Below are 16,632 nucleotides of genomic sequence, written 5' to 3'. Positions count from 1 at the left end.
ACATGGCTCACTTTTACCTCCTGGAAACTCTCGAATCCACAACTGTGGGTTCGACGATTGTTCTTGAGGGTGCAGAAGGAAGACACGCGGCCACTGTTTCACGTGTGCGTGTGGGTGAACCCTTTTCTCTCGGTAATGGTCGAGGCCTCGTCGTCGCAGCTGAAGTGCTTTCCACATCCAAGGACTCCGTCGAACTTCGTGTCGATTCTGTAGAACAGATGACGCCTGAAACTCCTCAGATTTATTTGGTCCAGGCTCTTGCAAAGACCGACCGCGATGAACGTGCTGTTGAAGCTGCCACAGAATTAGGAATCGATGTTGTCATACCGTGGGCGGCAGATCGAAGTATTTCAAAGTGGGAAGGCCCCAAGATTGACAAAGGTCGCTCTCGCTGGTCAGCCATTGTTCGAGAAGCCACCAAGCAGTCCATTAGAGCCTTTCTCCCTCGTGTTGGACCCCACCTCAAAACAGCTCAACTGATTTCTGAGCTTGAGGGAGTTCACATCATTGTTCTGGACCCCACGGGTACTGTTCCGTTGAGTCAGATTGAACTCGATGAGAGAGACATTGCTTTAGTTGTGGGGCCTGAAGGCGGTATTACTGAGGCCGAGCTCGCTCGCTTCAGCGAAGCTGGGGCATCAACAGTGACATTAGGTTCCAACATTCTTCGAACGTCAACTGCAGGCCCTGCGGCCTTAGCCATCATTAACGCCAAGCTGGGGCGTTGTTAAGCTAGAGATATGACTGACGCAGCTGAATCCATCTTCACCAAGATCATCAACCGGGACATTCCTGCAGAGATCTTGTTTGAAAACGATCGCGTGATTGCTATCCGTGACATCGCTCCACAAGCTCCAGTCCATTTATTGGTAGTGCCCAAGGTTCCTCACTATTCCAACGTGACAGAACTTGCCGCTGGGGATCCTGAACTTCTTGCAGAGATTGTTGCAACGGCTCACAATCTGGCAACTCTTCACGCCAATGGCGAATACCGCCTCGTCTTCAATTCCGGAGAAACAGTGGGGCAAACGGTTTTCCACGTTCATGCACACGTCCTCTCCGGTGGACTCCAGGAGCAGTCACTTGCCTAATTCCTCGGCAGAAAATGACGTCATCACCATCGATGGCATCGAGATGGTGCGCCTACTTGGTGCACAAGATCGACTCCTCACCAACCTTGAACATCAATATCCGTTAGTCGACGTTCACGTTCGAGGGAACGAAATTCGTTTACTCCCCAAAACCGCGGGAGAAGAAGCTGAGGCACAGGTCTTGGGTGCACGTGATCTCATGACGGAACTGCTGACCATGGTCCGCAATGGTCAAGACCTAGCTCCTACCGATGTGGCTGAATCAAAACGCATTCAAGACGCCCACCCTCACACTTCACCTTCTGCTGTGCTGGGCGAAGATATTTTGTCTACTCGTGGAAAAACGTTGCGGCCTAAGACGGTGGGGCAGCAGGAGTATGTTCGCGCCATCGACGACCACACCATTACCTTCGGTATTGGTCCTGCTGGAACAGGTAAGACCTATCTAGCAATGGCTAAAGCAGTCCAAGCTCTGCAGCGTAAAGAAGTTGAGCGAATCATTTTGACCCGTCCCGCAGTTGAAGCGGGAGAGCGCCTGGGCTTCCTACCGGGAACGTTGACGGACAAGATTGATCCATATCTTCGCCCCTTGTTCGATGCGCTCAATGAAATGCTTGACCCCGAAGTAGTTCCCAAATTGATGGCTGTGGGCACTATCGAGGTTGCTCCTTTGGCATATATGCGTGGTCGAACCCTGAACAACTCGTTCATCATTCTGGATGAAGCTCAGAACACCACACCTGAACAAATGAAGATGTTCCTCACTCGACTCGGGTTTGATTCCAAGATGGTGATCACTGGTGACATCACTCAGGTTGATTTGCCCTCCACCGCAAGTGGTTTGCGTCTCGTCACGGGCATTCTTGATGACATCGAAGACATTCACTTTGCGAGGCTGACAAGTGCTGATGTGGTGCGTCATTCCCTCGTGGGTCGCATTGTTGACGCCTACAGTGAATATGACGAAAAGACATTGGCTGCTCGTCACCGCCGGGAAAACGCCAAGGAGAACTCCAAGTGAGTATTGAAGTCAACAATGAGTCGACCTATGACATCGACGAAGCTGCGCTCCAGCGTTTAGCAACGTATTGTCTTGATGCGATGCGTGTGCATCCAGATGCGGAGATTGCGATTGTTCTCGTTGACGAAGCAGCCATGGAACAGCTCCATGTTCAATGGATGGGTGAACCTGGGCCAACAGACGTGCTTAGTTTCCCCATGGATGAACTGCGCCCTGGAAATGATGATGTGATAACCCCTGCAGGAGTACTCGGTGACGTTGTTCTCTGTCCGCAAGTTGCTGAAGTCCAAGCCGAAGGTGCTGGACACTCAACAATGGATGAACTTCTGTATTTGACTGCCCACGGAATTCTGCATCTCCTCGGATTTGATCATGCAGAACCCGAGGAAGAAAAAGAAATGTTCTCACTTCAACGTGACCTCATCATTGGATACACCATGAGTGAAAAGCAGCGCGACTCAAAGTGACCATTTTCCTCACCATTGTTGGGCTGATCCTCCTGATTGGCTTTGGTGGTCTGATGGCTGCCAGCGAGTCGGCTATGGGTGTGCTCTCCACTGATGACATTCGTGATCAAGCTCGGGGCCGTCGATCAGAGCGTTCCCTCGTTGCGTTGGCCAACGATCTTGGTCCACACCGGACGGTGACAACTTTTGTGCGCATTCTTGCCGAGACAGCTGCGGCAGTTCTCGTCACTCTAGAACTTGTTACCGCTGGCTTGCCCTACTGGGCGGCCCTACTCCTGGCTATATTCATCATGTCTGTGGCAAGTTTTGTTCTTGCTGGTTCCAGCCCTCGATCTGTTGGACGTGCACACCCTGAAGAAGTGTTGAGTGTCTCAGCACCACTCATTCATTTCTTCCGCGTAATCCTGGGACCACTTGCTAATTTCTTGGTCACCATGGGCGACAAAGTCACCCCTGGTCGCCCCGGTAACACTTCTTTTGCTTCAGAAGACCAACTGTTGAGCATGGTTGATGAGGCAGTGAAGCATGACGTCATTGAAAGCGATGAGCGTGAACTTATCCATTCGATTTTTGAATGGGGCGACACTGTCGCTCGCGAAGTGATGGTACCCCGAACCGACATGGTGACCATCGACGCAGACTCAACCCTTGATGCGGCAACCAAGGTGTTCCTAGATTCTGGCTATTCTCGTATCCCTGTCATTGGCGATGACGTTGACGAAGTAGTGGGTGTGTTGAATCTCCGCGATGTCTCACGTCGTTCTTTTGAGAACCCTGACGAATTCGCCACACTCACTGCACAAGATTTAGCGCGACCAGCCATGTTTGTCCCTGAGTCGAAGAAGGCGGATGACACCCTCAAACAGATGCAGGCACAGCACACCCATTTAGCTCTCGTAGTTGATGAGCACGGTGGTATTGCCGGACTAGTCACTCTTGAGGATCTCATTGAAGAACTTGTGGGCGATATTGCGGATGAACATGATCGCGGTGCTCCGGAGGTTGAACAACTCAGTGAACAACGTTTCCGTGTCGCTACCCGTTTACCTCTCGATGAATTGGGTGAACTCTTTGGACTAGAACTCGATGACGATGATGTTGACTCCGTTGGCGGTTTGTTGGCGAAAGAGCTGGGACGCTTGCCAGAAGTCGGCGATAAGGTGACGGTCAGTGGTCTCATTATTGAAGCTGACCGCAGTGGTTCTCACCGTAAACGCGTCACACGTGCGATTGTGGAACCAAATCAAGATCTCATCGATGCTCGTCATGCTTTTACGGAAGAGGAAAACTAATGGCTCGTCCGTCTAAGGCAGAAAAGCGAGGAGATACTCCCGACATTGCTTTACGTTCTGGTTTTGTTTCATTAGTAGGGCGCCCCAACGTGGGAAAGTCAACACTGACAAATGCACTCGTGGGGGAGAAGGTAGCAATTACTTCTTCTAAGCCACAGACAACTCGCCACACTATTCGTGGCATTACCAACCGACCTACAGGTCAGCTAATTCTTGTCGATACCCCCGGTATCCATCGCCCTCGAACTCTTCTTGGTGAAAGGCTTAACGCCCTTGTTACGGCAACGCTGGGCGATGTCGACGTCATTGGAATGTGTTTCCCAGCAGATGAACCGGTTGGTCCCGGTGATCGATTTATCAATGAACAGCTGGATAAGTATCCACGTGCGGTGAAAGTTGCCGTGATTACCAAGACAGATGTGTCGTCCAAGAAGGCAATTGCCACGAGACTTCTTGAGGTTCAAGAGCTTCGTGATTGGGCGACCATCATCCCTGTTTCAGCTGTGGGTGATGATCAAGTTGATCTTCTCGCTGACGAGCTCATCAAGCTTCTTCCCGAGGGAGAAGCGCTGTATCCCCTCGAGCAAAACACGGATGAAGATCTTGAAAAGCGCATTTCTGAACTCATTCGGGAAACCATTCTCGAAGGCGTTCACGAAGAGTTGCCTCACTCACTCGCCGTCACCCTCGATGACATGATTCAACGCGAAGACAAAGATCTTCTGGAGATTTACGCGAATGTTTTCGTTGAACGTGACAGCCAGAAGGGCATCATCATTGGAAATGGTGGTGAACGCCTGAAAGACATTGGTCAACGATCGCGTGCTGCGATTGAGCCGTTAGTAGGTCAAAAGGTCTTTTTGAGTCTTCGAGTGAAGGTCGCCAAGGATTGGCAACGCGACCCTAAGCTGCTTCAGCGATTGGGCTTCTAGATAGGCAGTGCTAGCCTAGAAATATGTCCTTTGGTCTGCTTCTTCTTAGCTGCCGCGACGAGTCCACTAAATAGGCCTCCCTCGTCGCGGAGACGCCCGTTGGCTGACCACCACCCGCGAGGAGAAAAAAGCATGAAGAACAATCAAACCCCCAGCACAATGCCAGTGCACAAGTATCGTCCGTATCACGAGTCTCTCGGCATTGACCTGACAGACCGCACCTGGCCAGGTAAGCGCATCGAGAAGGCACCCATTTGGTGTGCTGTGGATCTGCGTGATGGAAACCAAGCACTGATCGACCCGATGAGCCCTGAACGTAAGCGCATTATGTTCGATCTCCTCGTGAAGATGGGCTACAAGGAAATCGAAGTAGGTTTCCCCTCGGCGAGCCAGACTGATTTTGATTTTGTACGTTCACTCATTGAAGAAAATGCCATTCCTGATGACGTCACCATTCAGGTGTTGACTCAGGCGCGTGACCACCTCATTGAGCGCACCTACGAAGCTATTGCTGGCGCTAAGCAAGCAATTGTTCACTTCTATAACTCCACCAGCATTTTGCAGCGTGTAGTTGTCTTCCGTGAAGACCGTCAAGGAATCATGGATATCGCCCTTCACGGCGCTCGTTTCTGTCGCGAAATGGAAAAGACCATTCCGCAGACACAGGTCTATTACGAATACTCGCCTGAGAGCTTCACAGGCACTGAACTCGAATACGCCGTTGAGGTCTGTAACGCGGTTCTCGAGATCCTTGAACCCACTCCTGAGCGCAAGGTCATCATTAACCTTCCAGCAACCGTGGAAATGGCTTCACCCAACGTCTATGCAGACTCCATCGAATGGATGGGTCGTAACCTCGCACACCGCGAGAACGTTCTGATTTCGTTGCACCCTCACAATGACCGTGGAACGGCAGTTGCTGCCGCAGAGCTCGGATACATGGCTGGCGCAGACCGCATCGAGGGATGTCTCTTCGGAAACGGCGAGCGCACCGGAAACGTGGACCTCGTTGCTCTTGGTATCAACATGTTTACCCAGGGTATTGACCCACAGATCGACTTCAGCAACCTTGACGAGGTCAAGCGCACCGCGGAGTACTGTAACCAGCTCAAGGTGCACGAGCGCAGCCCTTGGGCTGGTGACCTGGTGTACACGGCCTTCTCTGGTTCACACCAAGACGCCATCAAGAAGGGCTTTGAGCGCATGGCAGCAGATGCCCAGGCTCAAGGCACCCATGTCGACAACTTGGTATGGGCTGTTCCATACCTTCCTGTAGACCCTAAGGATCTCGGTCGTAGCTATGAGGCTGTGATCCGGGTTAATTCACAATCGGGTAAGGGTGGTGTGGCTTACCTGCTCAAGAAGGACCACAACCTCGAACTTCCACGTCGTCTGCAGATTGAATTCTCCGGCGTAGTTCAGCACAAGACCGATGCTGAGGGTGGAGAAGTTTCCAGTGATGATCTCTGGGAGATTTTCCAAGATGAGTATCTTCCTGCGAAGGATGTGGCAAACAAATGGGGTCGTTTCGAACTCACTGGTAGCCGCACCGAGAGCGACTTCAATGGCACCCTCAAGCTCTCTGTTGACCTGCGTGATGGCGAAACCGTCTCACGTCAGGACACAGTAGGAAACGGTCCAATCGATGCTTTCCTCAAGCTGATGGCCGCTCAGGGCATCGAGGTGGAGCTCTTCGACTACGTTGAACACACTCTGTCTGCAGGTGGAGACGCTATGGCCGCGGCTTATGTGGAGCTCAACGTCAATGGAACTCGCCTGTGGGGTGTCGGTATTGATTCAGATATCTCTACTGCATCACTCAAGGCAGTCGTTTCTGCCATCAACCGCGCAGTTCGATAGTTACTGGCTGTCGAGGATGGCATCTTCGATGTCTTCCTCGGTGGGGCGTGTTTTGCGCTTTCGAGCTTTCTCAGCCAGTTTGGCTTGACCAGCTTCTGTTTCAGAATTCCGGATGCGCATTTCATTGCGCACTGCCCAACCCAAACCAATGAATGCCAAAATGCCAAACATGATCCACTGGAAGGCGTAACTCAGGTGTGCACCTTCATCGAGTGAAGGTTTGAGGGCAGGAAGCGGTGCAGTTTCAACCGCCGCAGGCGATTCTGAATCGAGTAATCCGTAGGCTCCGGTGTAGATGGGCTGGTTGAGTACTTCTTGAATAAGGGGAAGTTCAATTGTTGCTAATTGCCCATCAGCCATGCTCCGGCCAGGAATGCTGGGCTCGCTCGCTTTCAAGCGTGCCACCACAGTCACTACACCAGCGGGCGGTTCTGGGATGATGTATGGATCCTTTGGGTTCTCGTTCGCAGGAAGCCAACCACGATTAACAATGAATACAGATCCGTTGGACATGCGGAGGGGAGTGAGGACCTCCACTCCAGCAACTTGTTCTCGTGGGCGACTACGAACAATGAGTTGATTTTCGGTTAAATACGTACCGGTTACGGTAACTGGAATCCACTTGTCATCCTGATTGAAAGCATCTAGCTGGGGGATAACAGATTCAATCGGTTGAGGGACTGCGTTGTAGTTTGTGAGGACGCGAGCGATCTCTTGCTGGGCTTCATCCCTTCTCGCAAATTGCCAGTTCGACAGAGCAACGCAGGTACCAGCGAAGAGAGCTGTTAGCAGCAAATAGCTCAGCCAGCGCTTAGTAAATGCAACGCGATACCAGGGGACGTGCTGAGTTCCCTGTTGTGAAACTGGACTCAATTCGACTTCTCTTGGTACAGAACAATCGTTGCTGGACGCTCAACAAATCCCTGTTGAGGAGCCATTTTTACGTTCGCAATGATCATGGCAAAGTAGGGCAGGACAATTGCCCCTGTGGCGCACACGACAAGCCACCAACCAGAAACAAACAGCATGGCCACGATGCACGCCATACGGATTGCCATGGCAATCGAATACTTGATCATGCGAATGCGACGCTCATCAACAGGAGCGAGCGGAAGCGATGTTGCAGACTGAAGTTGTTTCTTCATTGTCGGCGATGTCCCAACGTTTGATGTGGTGTTACTAGCCTACGGCTAAGCTGGCTTTCAATGCATCCGACTGGAGGAATTGTGACCGTTCGTACCGTTCTTATCACTGGTGGAAACCGTGGAATTGGTTTCGCTCTTGCTGAAGAGTTCATCGCCCAGGGACACCGTGTGGCAGTTACTGCCCGTTCTGGTGAGGGTCCTGCTGGTTCTCTGACGGTTCGTGCTGACGTGACAGACGGTGCTTCACTGGATGCTGCATATGCAGAGGTTGAGTCGAAGCTTGGTCCTGTTGAAGTTCTCATTGCTAACGCGGGCATCACCAAAGACACTCTGGTCATGCGTATGACTGATGAAGAATTCGATTCCGTTGTTGATACCAACCTCGGCGGAACATTCAAGGTAGTCAAGCGTGCCGTCAAGGGAATGCTTAAGGCTCGTTTCGGCCGAATTGTTTTGATCTCTTCTGTTGTCGGTCTTTACGGCTCTGCCGGGCAGGTGAACTACTCTTCTTCGAAGAGCGCGCTGGTTGGCATGGCTCGTTCGCTCACACGTGAACTTGGCGCACGCGGTATTACTGCGAACGTTGTTGCTCCTGGCTTCATTGAAACCGATATGACCGCCGCACTACCTGAAGAGCAGCAGGAGCAGTACCGCAAGAACATTCCCGCCGGTCGTTTTGCTCAGCCTTCTGAAGTCGCCAAGGTTTGTGCGTGGTTAGCTTCAGATGACGCTGGTTATATTTCTGGCGCCGTTATTCCCGTTGACGGTGGATTGGGCATGGGCCACTAAAGCCCAAATAAGCCCAAAGCTTTGCTGAGATCGCGCTCATTGAGTGCGACATCTGCATGTTCTTGCACAATTGGTTTGGCGCAAAAAGCGATACCCAGTCCTGCAACACCCATCATGGTGAGGTCATTAGCGCCATCTCCGATGGCCACCGTCTGAGCCAGGGGAGTGTTGGTCAGGTTTGCCCACTCGATCAGAGTGTCTGCCTTTGTTTGAGCGTCGACAATATCTCCCAGAACTTTGCCGGTGAGTTTTCCGTCGACTATTTCGAGACGGTTCGCTTTCCAGAAATCGAGCCCAAGTGATGTGGCAAGTGGGTCCAGGAGTTCGTGGAACCCTCCGCTGACAACTCCAACATGACCGCCGTGTTCTTTGACTGCGGCAATAAGCGCTTGAGCGCCTCGTGTGACAGATATCTGTGAACGAACAGTGTCAAAGACACTCTCTGGTAGCCCCGATAAGGTCGCCACGCGTTCACGCAAACTTTCGGCAAAGTCGAGTTCACCACGCATGGCACGTTCAGTCACAGCAGCAACAAGTTCTAAAGAACCAGCTTCTGCAGCAATGAGTTCAATTGCTTCGTTTTCGATCAGTGTTGAATCAACGTCGAGAACGACGAGAAAGCGCTTCGAATCCGTATCGGCTAGTTCGTTACGGACTTCGGTCATGGCGCTACTCGTACTCCCTTACCCACAACGGTGATGCCTGACTCGGTCACAGTGAAACCACGAGCTCGGTCACGGTCGTGATCGACACCAATCTTGGCGCCGTTCTCAACTACAACTGCCTTATCCAGAATAGCTCGACGAATTTCAGCGTCTGAACCAATCTCAACGTGGTCAAAGACGATGGAGTCATGCACACTCGCACCAGAATTCACTTCACACCATGGACCAAGAACACTTCGTTCGATGTGAGCTCCTGACAAAAGGGAGCCAAGTGAAACAACCGAGTCGATTGTTGCCCCAACGCGACCGCGTGCATCACGAACGAATTTGGCAGGTGGTGAATTCACCTGCATCGAGTAAATCGGCCAATCAGTGTTGTAGAGGTTGAAAACTGGAAGGGTTGAAATCAAGTCCATGTGAGCATCAAAGAAGCTGTCAATGCTCCCTACATCACGCCAGTAGTACTTGTCACGCTCTGTGGAGCCTGGAACAGCATTGCGGTTGAAGTCATACACACCCGCCTCGTCCTTGGCGACGAAGTAAGGAATGATGTCACCACCCATGTCGTGGCTGGAATCAGCTAATTCTCCATCTGATTCAACTGCCTCGATGAGTGCATCTGCGTCAAAGACGTAGTTTCCCATCGAAACGAGAACTTCTTCAGGATTGTCGGGAAGACCAATTGCATCAGAGGGCTTTTCGCGGAAACGACCAATCTTGGTGACATCTTTGCTATCAACTTCAATCACACCGAATTGATCAGCAAGACGGATAGGTTGACGGATAGCTGCAACGGTTGCTTTCTTGCCTGATTCGATGTGCGCTTGGATCATTTGATCGAAATCCATGCGGTAGACGTGATCTGCACCAACCACCACAACAATGTCAGGCTTTTCGTCGCGAATGAGGTTCAGGCTCTGCAAGATGGCATCGGCGCTTCCGGAGAACCAACGCTTACCCAGGCGTTGTTGTGCAGGTACAGAAGCTACGTAGGAACCAAGAAGGCCAGACATGCGCCAGGTCTGTGATACATGGCGGTCAAGCGAGTGCGACTTGTACTGTGTCAACACCACAATCTGGCGTAGGCCAGAGTTGATGAGGTTGGAGATAGCGAAGTCAACCAAGCGATATTGCCCACCAAAGGGCACAGCTGGTTTCGCACGGTCTTCTGTCAGGGGCATGAGGCGTTTGCCCTCGCCGCCGGCGAGAACAATTCCGAAAACCTTCTTTGGCATGACTCAACAGTAGGACACTCATGTAACAGATACGCAACGTATTGGGAAAGATTACGTGAGGACTTTAACCCTCGGAGGGTTATAAAGTTCTTCACATGCGCATTGATTTATTGACCAAGGAATATCCACCAGAGATTTATGGCGGTGCGGGCGTTCACGTTGCCGAATTGGTCAAGGCATTGCGTGTCACAGAAGAAGTACAAGTTCGTTGCTTTGGTGCGCCTCGTAACGAAAAAGATGTGACCAGTTACACGGTCCCTACTGAGCTCACCTCAGCAAACGCCGCACTTCAAACCATTGGTGTTGACCTCCTCATGGCGAACGATGCTGCCGGTGCTGATCTCGTTCACTCACACACGTGGTATGCCAATGAAGCTGGAAGAGTGGCTCAACTTCTGCATGGAATTCCACACGTGATTACGGCCCATAGTCTTGAGCCACTCCGTCCCTGGAAGGCAGAACAACTTGGAGGCGGTTACCGCGTCTCCAGCGAGATTGAGAAATCCGCCTACGAATCTGCCAATGCTGTGATTGCTGTGAGTGCCGGCATGCGCCTCGACATTCTCAGAAGTTATCCAAACATCGACCCCAACAAGGTGCATGTCGTTCACAACGGCATCGATGTGGATGCCTGGGCGCCCACATCTAATCCAGAACTCCTGGAAAGGTGGGGAATCGACGCATCTCGCCCTTCGGTTGTCTTCGTAGGTCGCATCACGCGTCAAAAGGGTTTGCCATACCTCTTGGAAGCCGCTGAACGCCTTCCGGAGGACGTTCAACTCATTTTGTGTGCAGGAGCCCCAGATACTCCTGAAATCAAAGCAGAAGTTGAATCAAAGGTTTCAGCTTTACAAGCTCAGCGTGACGGGGTCATCTGGATTACAGATCATCTGCCACGTCATGAACTTGCAGCGATATTGAGCGCTGCAACGACATTTGTGTGCCCATCGATATATGAGCCGCTTGGAATTGTGAATCTAGAAGCAATGGCTTGTGGCATCCCTGTCGTCGGTACTGCTACTGGAGGAATTCCTGAGGTCGTTGAGGACGGTGTCACGGGGTGGTTGGTCCCTATTGAACAAGTTCAAGACGGCACGGGTACTCCGATTAATCCTGAAAAGTACATCACTGATTTGGCCGAAGCGATGCGGGTGGCCGTTTCAGATCCATCACGAGCTCAGGAAATGGGTGTCGCTGCTCGCGAACGAGCACGTGTTCACTTCGACTGGATGGCAATTGCTGACCAAACACGGGCGATTTACAACCTCGTCACAGGCTAACTCTCGTTAGCATTGAGGCATGGTTCAGGTTCTTCGTTTTTCTAACGCTTCTCTCGTTCGCGACGGCAACACCGTTGTCAACAACCTGAACTGGGAGGTAACCAGTGATCAGCGCTGGATTATTCTCGGCGCTAACGGTGCAGGAAAGACTTCGCTGCTGGATATGGCTGCCGGGTGGGATGTTCCATCCAGTGGGCAGGTAACTGTTCTTGATGAGGACCTCTCTACAGCTGATCCAGAATGGTTGCGTCCACGTGTTGGCTATGCATCTTCCAGCATGTCAAAGAGGATTCCTCCCACTGAGACCGTTTCAGACGCAGTCATTACCGCTGCATATGCCGCAGCTGAACGTCGCGGGGAACAATTCGAAGACCTTGATATTCGTCGGGCTCGTCGTGTACTTGCTGAATGGCGTCTTGAATCTCTGTCAGATCGGACGCTCGTTTCTCTTTCAGAGGGTGAAGCAAAGCGCATGCAAATTGCCCGCTCCATCATGACCGACCCTGAACTTCTTCTGCTTGATGAACCCACAGCTGGTCTCGATCTTGGTTCTCGTGAAGAAATTATGCAGATGCTCGGTTACTTTGCTGGCAACCCTTCTGCTCCCGCCATCATCATGGTGACGCACCATGTGGAAGAAATTCCACGTGGATTTACTCACGTTCTCCTGGTGAAAGACGGGGGAGCGGCATACGCAGGTCCTATCGCTTCAACCTTGACAAGTGAGAACCTCACTGATGTTTTTGGGGTGAAGGTAACCGTCTACAACAACGACGGTCGATACTCTGCACAAGCAAGTCTCTGAGTTTCTGATAACATTGTGAGTCGGCCTTGTTCGCAAGGCGAATGGCCGCAAGCTTTTGTTCCTCACATCATGTGTTGAGCAACGTCCCTATTGAAGGAAAATCCTGATGAAGTCTGACATCCACCCCGAGTACGCACCCGTCGTCTTCCACGACCTTGCTTCGGGCGAGTCGTTCCTGACCCGTTCCACTCTCACCAGCTCTAAGACCACCACGTGGACTGACGGCAACGAGTACCCCATCATTGACGTTGAAATTTCCAACGCTTCTCACCCCTTCTACACCGGTAAGCAGCGCATCATGGACTCCGCCGGTCGTGTGGAGAAGTTCAACAAGCGTTTCGCTGGTTTCGGTCAGTAAACTTCATATTCAACAAGAAAGCCCGGTCATTGACCGGGCTTTCTTCGTAAACTTAGTGCGCTTAGCGCACTGGCCAGAGGCCATCACCTGGATATACAGGAAGGTTCTGGCTGCGACGCCAGGTCGCATAGCTTTCTGCCTGCTCTTTGGCCCAGGTGACCTGTAGGTCATGCAGTTCACGAGCAGGGTATGCCAGATCGGCGGCATATTTCTTTCCGATTGCTTGCGCAACACGACCAGCTGCAATTGCATCCGCTGAAGCGTCGTGAGCATCTGTGAGGGCAACACCGTAATGGGCTGCAGCCGCTTCAAGAGTGCGCTTACCCTTGCGATATTTATCAACCTGCTTATCAATAATGAGCGGGTCGATGATGGGGGCTGGAACGTCAAGAGGATCAAAACCATAACGCTTCGCTTCACGGTCCAAGATGGTGAAGTCATAAGCAGCGTTGTATGCCACAACACCGATACCTGCAGAAAGAAAACCCTGAATCTTGGTTAAGATTTCGTAGATACTGTCTGCTGCGGGTGCTCCTTCAGCACGCATGCGCTCGGTGGTGATGCCATGAACTGCGGTTGCTTGCTCAGGAATATCAATTCCACAGTCAATGAGCCAGTTGGTGGGGTCTTCCACTTCGCCATAAGGGTTCAGGACGCTCACATGCGCAGAAACGATACGGGTCGTTTCTGGAGCGATACCTGTCGTCTCTGTATCGAATACGGCAATAACGTTGGCCCATTCGGGCAATCCAGTGTTGGTCACGTAAATCACTCTAGGTTGAACCCCCGACATGAGCCGGCTTATGCCTCGGTGCGCCTACACTTGAGGCAATGCCTGCTGTATCTCCTTATGCCCATAAGCTCGCTGTGATTCCCACTGTCGAAGCTTCTGTCGTCGTTGATGGAGTTACAACCCACTATTGGGAATACGGAGATGTTTCATCACCAGTTCAGCTGGTCATGATTCACGGATTTCGCGGCGATCACCACGGTTTGGAACCGATAGTTGCTGAACTCGGCGCCGATGTTCATGTCATCATTCCTGATCTTCCCGGATTTGGAATTTCGGACGCACTACCAAGCCGAGCAGATATCAATTCTTATGCCCATTGGCTTTCTGGTTTCATCACTACACTCAACGCGGAGAGTTCGGCCATACTTGGCCATTCATTCGGTTCCATCGTTGTTGGTGCTTCTCTTGCTACTGGACTTCCCAATAAGCGTGCCATTCTGATCAACCCCATTGCGGCAAATGCTCTCAAGGGTCCTCGAGGGTTTATGACTCGTCTGGCGGTCCTCTATTACAAAGCCGCAGCAGCATTACCTGCGAAATCTGGCTATGCCCTGCTCAAGAACAAAGCCATTGTGCGAGTCATGAGTGAAACGATGGCGAAGACAAAAGACCCCAATCTGCGTCAATGGATTCACGAACAGCATGATCAATACTTCAGCCTGTTTGCCTCACGTGACTCTGTACTTGAAGCGTTCGAAACATCAGTTTCTAATGATGTGTCTCAATTTGCTCCAGATATCCACCAGGAACTGATGATGCTGGTTGCAGACAAAGACGACATCACCGCACTACCTGAGCAGAAGCTACTTGCTTCCCGTATTCCTGGCACTCGACTTGAAATTGTTGAAGGCGTGGGGCACCTTGTTCACTACGAAGCTCCTGATTTTGCTGCACGCAATATTCGAGACTTTCTTGGGCTCAAGGCAGCATCGTGAAAATTGCTTTTGATTGCCGTTATGTCCGAACTGATCATCATGACGGGATTTCACGATTTAGTGCCCGCCTAGTTGAGCAACTCGCTCCACTAGCAGCTCAACGAGGTGATGAGCTCATCATGCTCATCAGTGATGAAAAACAACTAGGCATGTTGCCAGAACTTAGCTACGAGTTGATAAGTTCGCCGACAAGTCCTCGTGAACCGTTTGTTGCGACGCAGATCAACAAACTATCTCCCGACATCGTCTTCAGCCCCATGCAGACCATTGGCGCTCGAGGGCGCAGATACAAACTCGTTCTGACAGTGCACGACTTGATTTATTACAGTCACCCGACCCCTCCGCGTCAGTTTTCCTGGCCGATTAGGTTGATGTGGCGTCTGTATCACACCGCCTGGTGGCCTCAGAAGATGTTGCTGGCTCATAGTGATGCTGTTGTTGCTGTGTCAGAAACAACCAAGAAACTCATTCATGATCACAAGCTCACTACTAAGCCTGTGTTTGTCGTTCACAATGCTGCTGATCAACCACAATCAGACATCGTCGTAAACCCGGCTGCTAGCCGCATAAAATCGCTGGTCTATATGGGCTCTTTCATGCCCTACAAAAACGTGGAGACGCTCGTGAAAGCAGTTGCTCTCCTTCCTGATTTCACCCTGCACCTCACAAGCCAGATTTCCGAGCAGGATCGTCAACGATTGAGTGCACTCGCTCCAGAAGCCAAGATTCATTTCCACAATGGAACGACGGATGAGGACTATTTCGACCTGTTGACCCATGCGACAGCTTTAGTCAGTGCTTCTAAAGACGAAGGTTTCGGTATTCCTTTGGTTGAAGCAATGAGCTTAGGAACACCAGTAGTGGTTTCAGATATCCCGATATTTCATGAAATTGGGGGAGAGGCAGCACTATTTGCGAATGTGAAAGATCCGCAAGCATTTGCTGACGCCATTACGTCACTCACTCATGAGGCAACATGGACGGAAGTTTCGGAACTGTGCAAAAAACAAGCTTCCTTGTTTAGCTGGAAGAAGTCAGCGGCAGACTTACTCGATGTCCTCGTAAAGGTGTCCCGCTCCTAAGCTCACTGCTAAAGAGCTCAAGACATCACTTGTTCCGGCTTCTAACTTGATGGAAGCTTTCTTATCGCCTTTTGTCTCACCTCGGTTGATGATGATAATCGGCATACGCTGACGCCTTGCTTGGTCAAGAAGGCGAATTCCCGAATTCACCGCGAGTGAGGATCCTGCAATGAGGAGAACATCCGCACGTTTTACTAATCCAGTCGCTGCAGAAAAAATCTTCGGTGGAACAAATTCTCCGAAAAACACGACGTCCGGCTTAAGAATCCCGTCACAGACTGAACACGTAGGCACCTCGACTGAGCTGTAGTCGGTCACATCCACGTCACCATCTGGAGCGAGGACAATATTGCTCAATTCATCAAGCCAAGGGTTGAGGAAACTGAGTTTCTTTTCAACACCAGAACGGTCAAACTGCTGACCACAATCGAGACAAATAACTCGATCCAAGCTGCCGTGAAGATCAACAACATGTGAACTTCCAGCACGGCGATGAAGTCCGTCAACATTTTGGCTAATAACGCCTTCGATAATGCCGGCTTGTTCCATGGCGGCGAGTGCCAGATGCCCCTGGTTGGGTTGCGCATCAGAAAATGACTTCCATCCAACATGAGCACCAGCCCAGTAGCGCTGCCTAGACGAGGGGGAGGAGAGGAAATCGCTGATGTTCATGGGAGTGCGCTTTGAGGCACCCTTACCGCGGTAATCAGGAATCCCTGAGTCCGTGGATACACCTGCACCTGTGAGTACGGCAACACGGCGGCCATTAATGAGCTCAACTAAAGACTCAATGCCTTCGACATGAGTGTTGTGCTCCAGAATTGCGGCCATGGCCGCAAGCATAAAACACTCTCGTTTCGTTCATGTTTCGAGTTACTGCCA

General features: G+C 51.4%; 19 protein-coding genes. 13 read left to right on the top strand and 6 right to left on the bottom strand.

All coding sequences use genetic code 11. The features are described from left to right. Window positions 1–2 precede the first annotated feature (2 nt). The 7 genes from AURMO_RS04425 to leuA all read left to right on the top strand — a co-directional run bounded on the left by AURMO_RS04425 (window position 3) and on the right by leuA (window position 6,663). A complete protein-coding gene (locus AURMO_RS04425; RefSeq protein ID WP_110233427.1) occupies window positions 3–731 on the top strand; it encodes a 16S rRNA (uracil(1498)-N(3))-methyltransferase in 729 nt (242 codons plus the stop codon). Window positions 732–740: 9 nt separating this feature from the next. Beyond that, entirely contained in the window at window positions 741–1,091 is a 351-nt protein-coding gene (locus AURMO_RS04420; protein WP_110233425.1) for an HIT domain-containing protein, read from the top strand. Then, window positions 1,045–2,112: a PhoH family protein gene (locus tag AURMO_RS04415; protein ID WP_110233423.1), complete on the top strand. Its 1,068-nt coding sequence runs from the start codon at window positions 1,045–1,047 to the stop codon at window positions 2,110–2,112. The genes AURMO_RS04420 and AURMO_RS04415 overlap by 47 nt, the downstream gene beginning before the upstream one ends. Further along, window positions 2,109–2,579, top strand: a complete 471-nt coding sequence (gene ybeY / locus AURMO_RS04410; RefSeq protein ID WP_110233421.1) for an rRNA maturation RNase YbeY — start codon at window positions 2,109–2,111, stop codon at window positions 2,577–2,579. The genes AURMO_RS04415 and ybeY overlap by 4 nt, the downstream gene beginning before the upstream one ends. After that, window positions 2,576–3,871 (top strand): hemolysin family protein, encoded by a 1,296-nt coding sequence (locus AURMO_RS04405; RefSeq protein ID WP_110233419.1) that lies wholly within the window; start codon window positions 2,576–2,578, stop codon window positions 3,869–3,871. Before ybeY ends, AURMO_RS04405 begins: the two co-directional genes overlap by 4 nt. Continuing rightward, on the top strand, window positions 3,871–4,803 hold the full coding sequence (gene era / locus AURMO_RS04400) for a GTPase Era (protein WP_110233417.1): 933 nt from the start codon (window positions 3,871–3,873) through the stop codon (window positions 4,801–4,803). The genes AURMO_RS04405 and era overlap by 1 nt, the downstream gene beginning before the upstream one ends. A gap of 132 nt (window positions 4,804–4,935) precedes the next feature. Further along, the gene (gene leuA / locus AURMO_RS04395) at window positions 4,936–6,663 is read left to right on the top strand and encodes a 2-isopropylmalate synthase (protein WP_110233415.1); all 1,728 of its coding nucleotides are present in this window, start codon (window positions 4,936–4,938) and stop codon (window positions 6,661–6,663) included. On the opposite strand, the gene AURMO_RS04390 is transcribed toward leuA, so the two are convergent. Together AURMO_RS04390 and AURMO_RS04385 are read right to left on the bottom strand one after the other, a co-directional pair. Then, complete coding sequence (locus AURMO_RS04390) at window positions 6,664–7,536, bottom strand: SURF1 family cytochrome oxidase biogenesis protein (protein WP_110233413.1); 873 nt, start codon at window positions 7,534–7,536, stop codon at window positions 6,664–6,666. Continuing rightward, a complete protein-coding gene (locus tag AURMO_RS04385) occupies window positions 7,533–7,808 on the bottom strand; it encodes a DUF3099 domain-containing protein (protein WP_110233411.1) in 276 nt (91 codons plus the stop codon). The genes AURMO_RS04390 and AURMO_RS04385 overlap by 4 nt, the downstream gene beginning before the upstream one ends. A 78-nt stretch (window positions 7,809–7,886) precedes the next feature. On the opposite strand from AURMO_RS04385, the gene fabG reads away from it, so the two are divergent. Then, entirely contained in the window at window positions 7,887–8,597 is a 711-nt protein-coding gene (gene fabG / locus AURMO_RS04380; protein ID WP_110234869.1) for a 3-oxoacyl-ACP reductase FabG, read from the top strand. Here the strand turns inward: fabG and serB are convergent. Beyond that, window positions 8,594–9,262, bottom strand: coding sequence for a phosphoserine phosphatase SerB (gene serB / locus AURMO_RS04375; RefSeq protein WP_110233409.1), 669 nt, complete (start codon window positions 9,260–9,262; stop codon window positions 8,594–8,596). The genes fabG and serB overlap by 4 nt on opposite strands. Beyond that, window positions 9,259–10,497, bottom strand: coding sequence for a glucose-1-phosphate adenylyltransferase (glgC, locus tag AURMO_RS04370; RefSeq protein WP_110233407.1), 1,239 nt, complete (start codon window positions 10,495–10,497; stop codon window positions 9,259–9,261). The genes serB and glgC overlap by 4 nt, the downstream gene beginning before the upstream one ends. Window positions 10,498–10,592: 95 nt before the next feature. Between glgC and glgA the strand changes: the two genes are divergently transcribed. From glgA to AURMO_RS04355, 3 genes are all read left to right on the top strand, one after another. Further along, window positions 10,593–11,777, top strand: a complete 1,185-nt coding sequence (gene glgA, locus AURMO_RS04365; protein WP_110233405.1) for a glycogen synthase — start codon at window positions 10,593–10,595, stop codon at window positions 11,775–11,777. A 19-nt stretch (window positions 11,778–11,796) separates the two neighbouring features. Further along, window positions 11,797–12,582, top strand: a complete 786-nt coding sequence (locus AURMO_RS04360; RefSeq protein ID WP_110233404.1) for an ABC transporter ATP-binding protein — start codon at window positions 11,797–11,799, stop codon at window positions 12,580–12,582. A gap of 106 nt (window positions 12,583–12,688) precedes the next feature. Further along, entirely contained in the window at window positions 12,689–12,940 is a 252-nt protein-coding gene (locus AURMO_RS04355; RefSeq protein ID WP_110233403.1) for a type B 50S ribosomal protein L31, read from the top strand. Window positions 12,941–13,001: 61 nt separating this feature from the next. Here the strand turns inward: AURMO_RS04355 and AURMO_RS04350 are convergent, their stop codons facing one another. Next, window positions 13,002–13,703, bottom strand: a complete 702-nt coding sequence (locus tag AURMO_RS04350; protein WP_162532666.1) for an exonuclease domain-containing protein — start codon at window positions 13,701–13,703, stop codon at window positions 13,002–13,004. Window positions 13,704–13,771: 68 nt separating this feature from the next. On the opposite strand from AURMO_RS04350, the gene AURMO_RS04345 reads away from it, so the two are divergent. Next, entirely contained in the window at window positions 13,772–14,668 is an 897-nt protein-coding gene (locus AURMO_RS04345; RefSeq protein ID WP_110233399.1) for an alpha/beta fold hydrolase, read from the top strand. Further along, window positions 14,665–15,750 (top strand): glycosyltransferase family 4 protein, encoded by a 1,086-nt coding sequence (locus AURMO_RS04340; protein WP_110233397.1) that lies wholly within the window; start codon window positions 14,665–14,667, stop codon window positions 15,748–15,750. Before AURMO_RS04345 ends, AURMO_RS04340 begins: the two co-directional genes overlap by 4 nt. On the opposite strand, the gene AURMO_RS04335 is transcribed toward AURMO_RS04340, so the two are convergent. After that, the gene (locus AURMO_RS04335) at window positions 15,715–16,581 is read right to left on the bottom strand and encodes a Sir2 family NAD-dependent protein deacetylase (protein ID WP_110234868.1); all 867 of its coding nucleotides are present in this window, start codon (window positions 16,579–16,581) and stop codon (window positions 15,715–15,717) included. The two genes, AURMO_RS04340 and AURMO_RS04335, sit on opposite strands and share 36 nt — an antisense overlap. Between the last annotated feature and the right edge of the window lie 51 nt (window positions 16,582–16,632).

Source organism: Aurantimicrobium photophilum, assembly GCF_003194085.1.
GTDB classification, from domain to species: Bacteria; Actinomycetota; Actinomycetes; order Actinomycetales; family Microbacteriaceae; genus Aurantimicrobium; species Aurantimicrobium photophilum.
The sequence above is the reverse complement of the archived record's forward strand: the minus strand, read 5'-3'. Positions and strand labels throughout refer to the sequence as shown.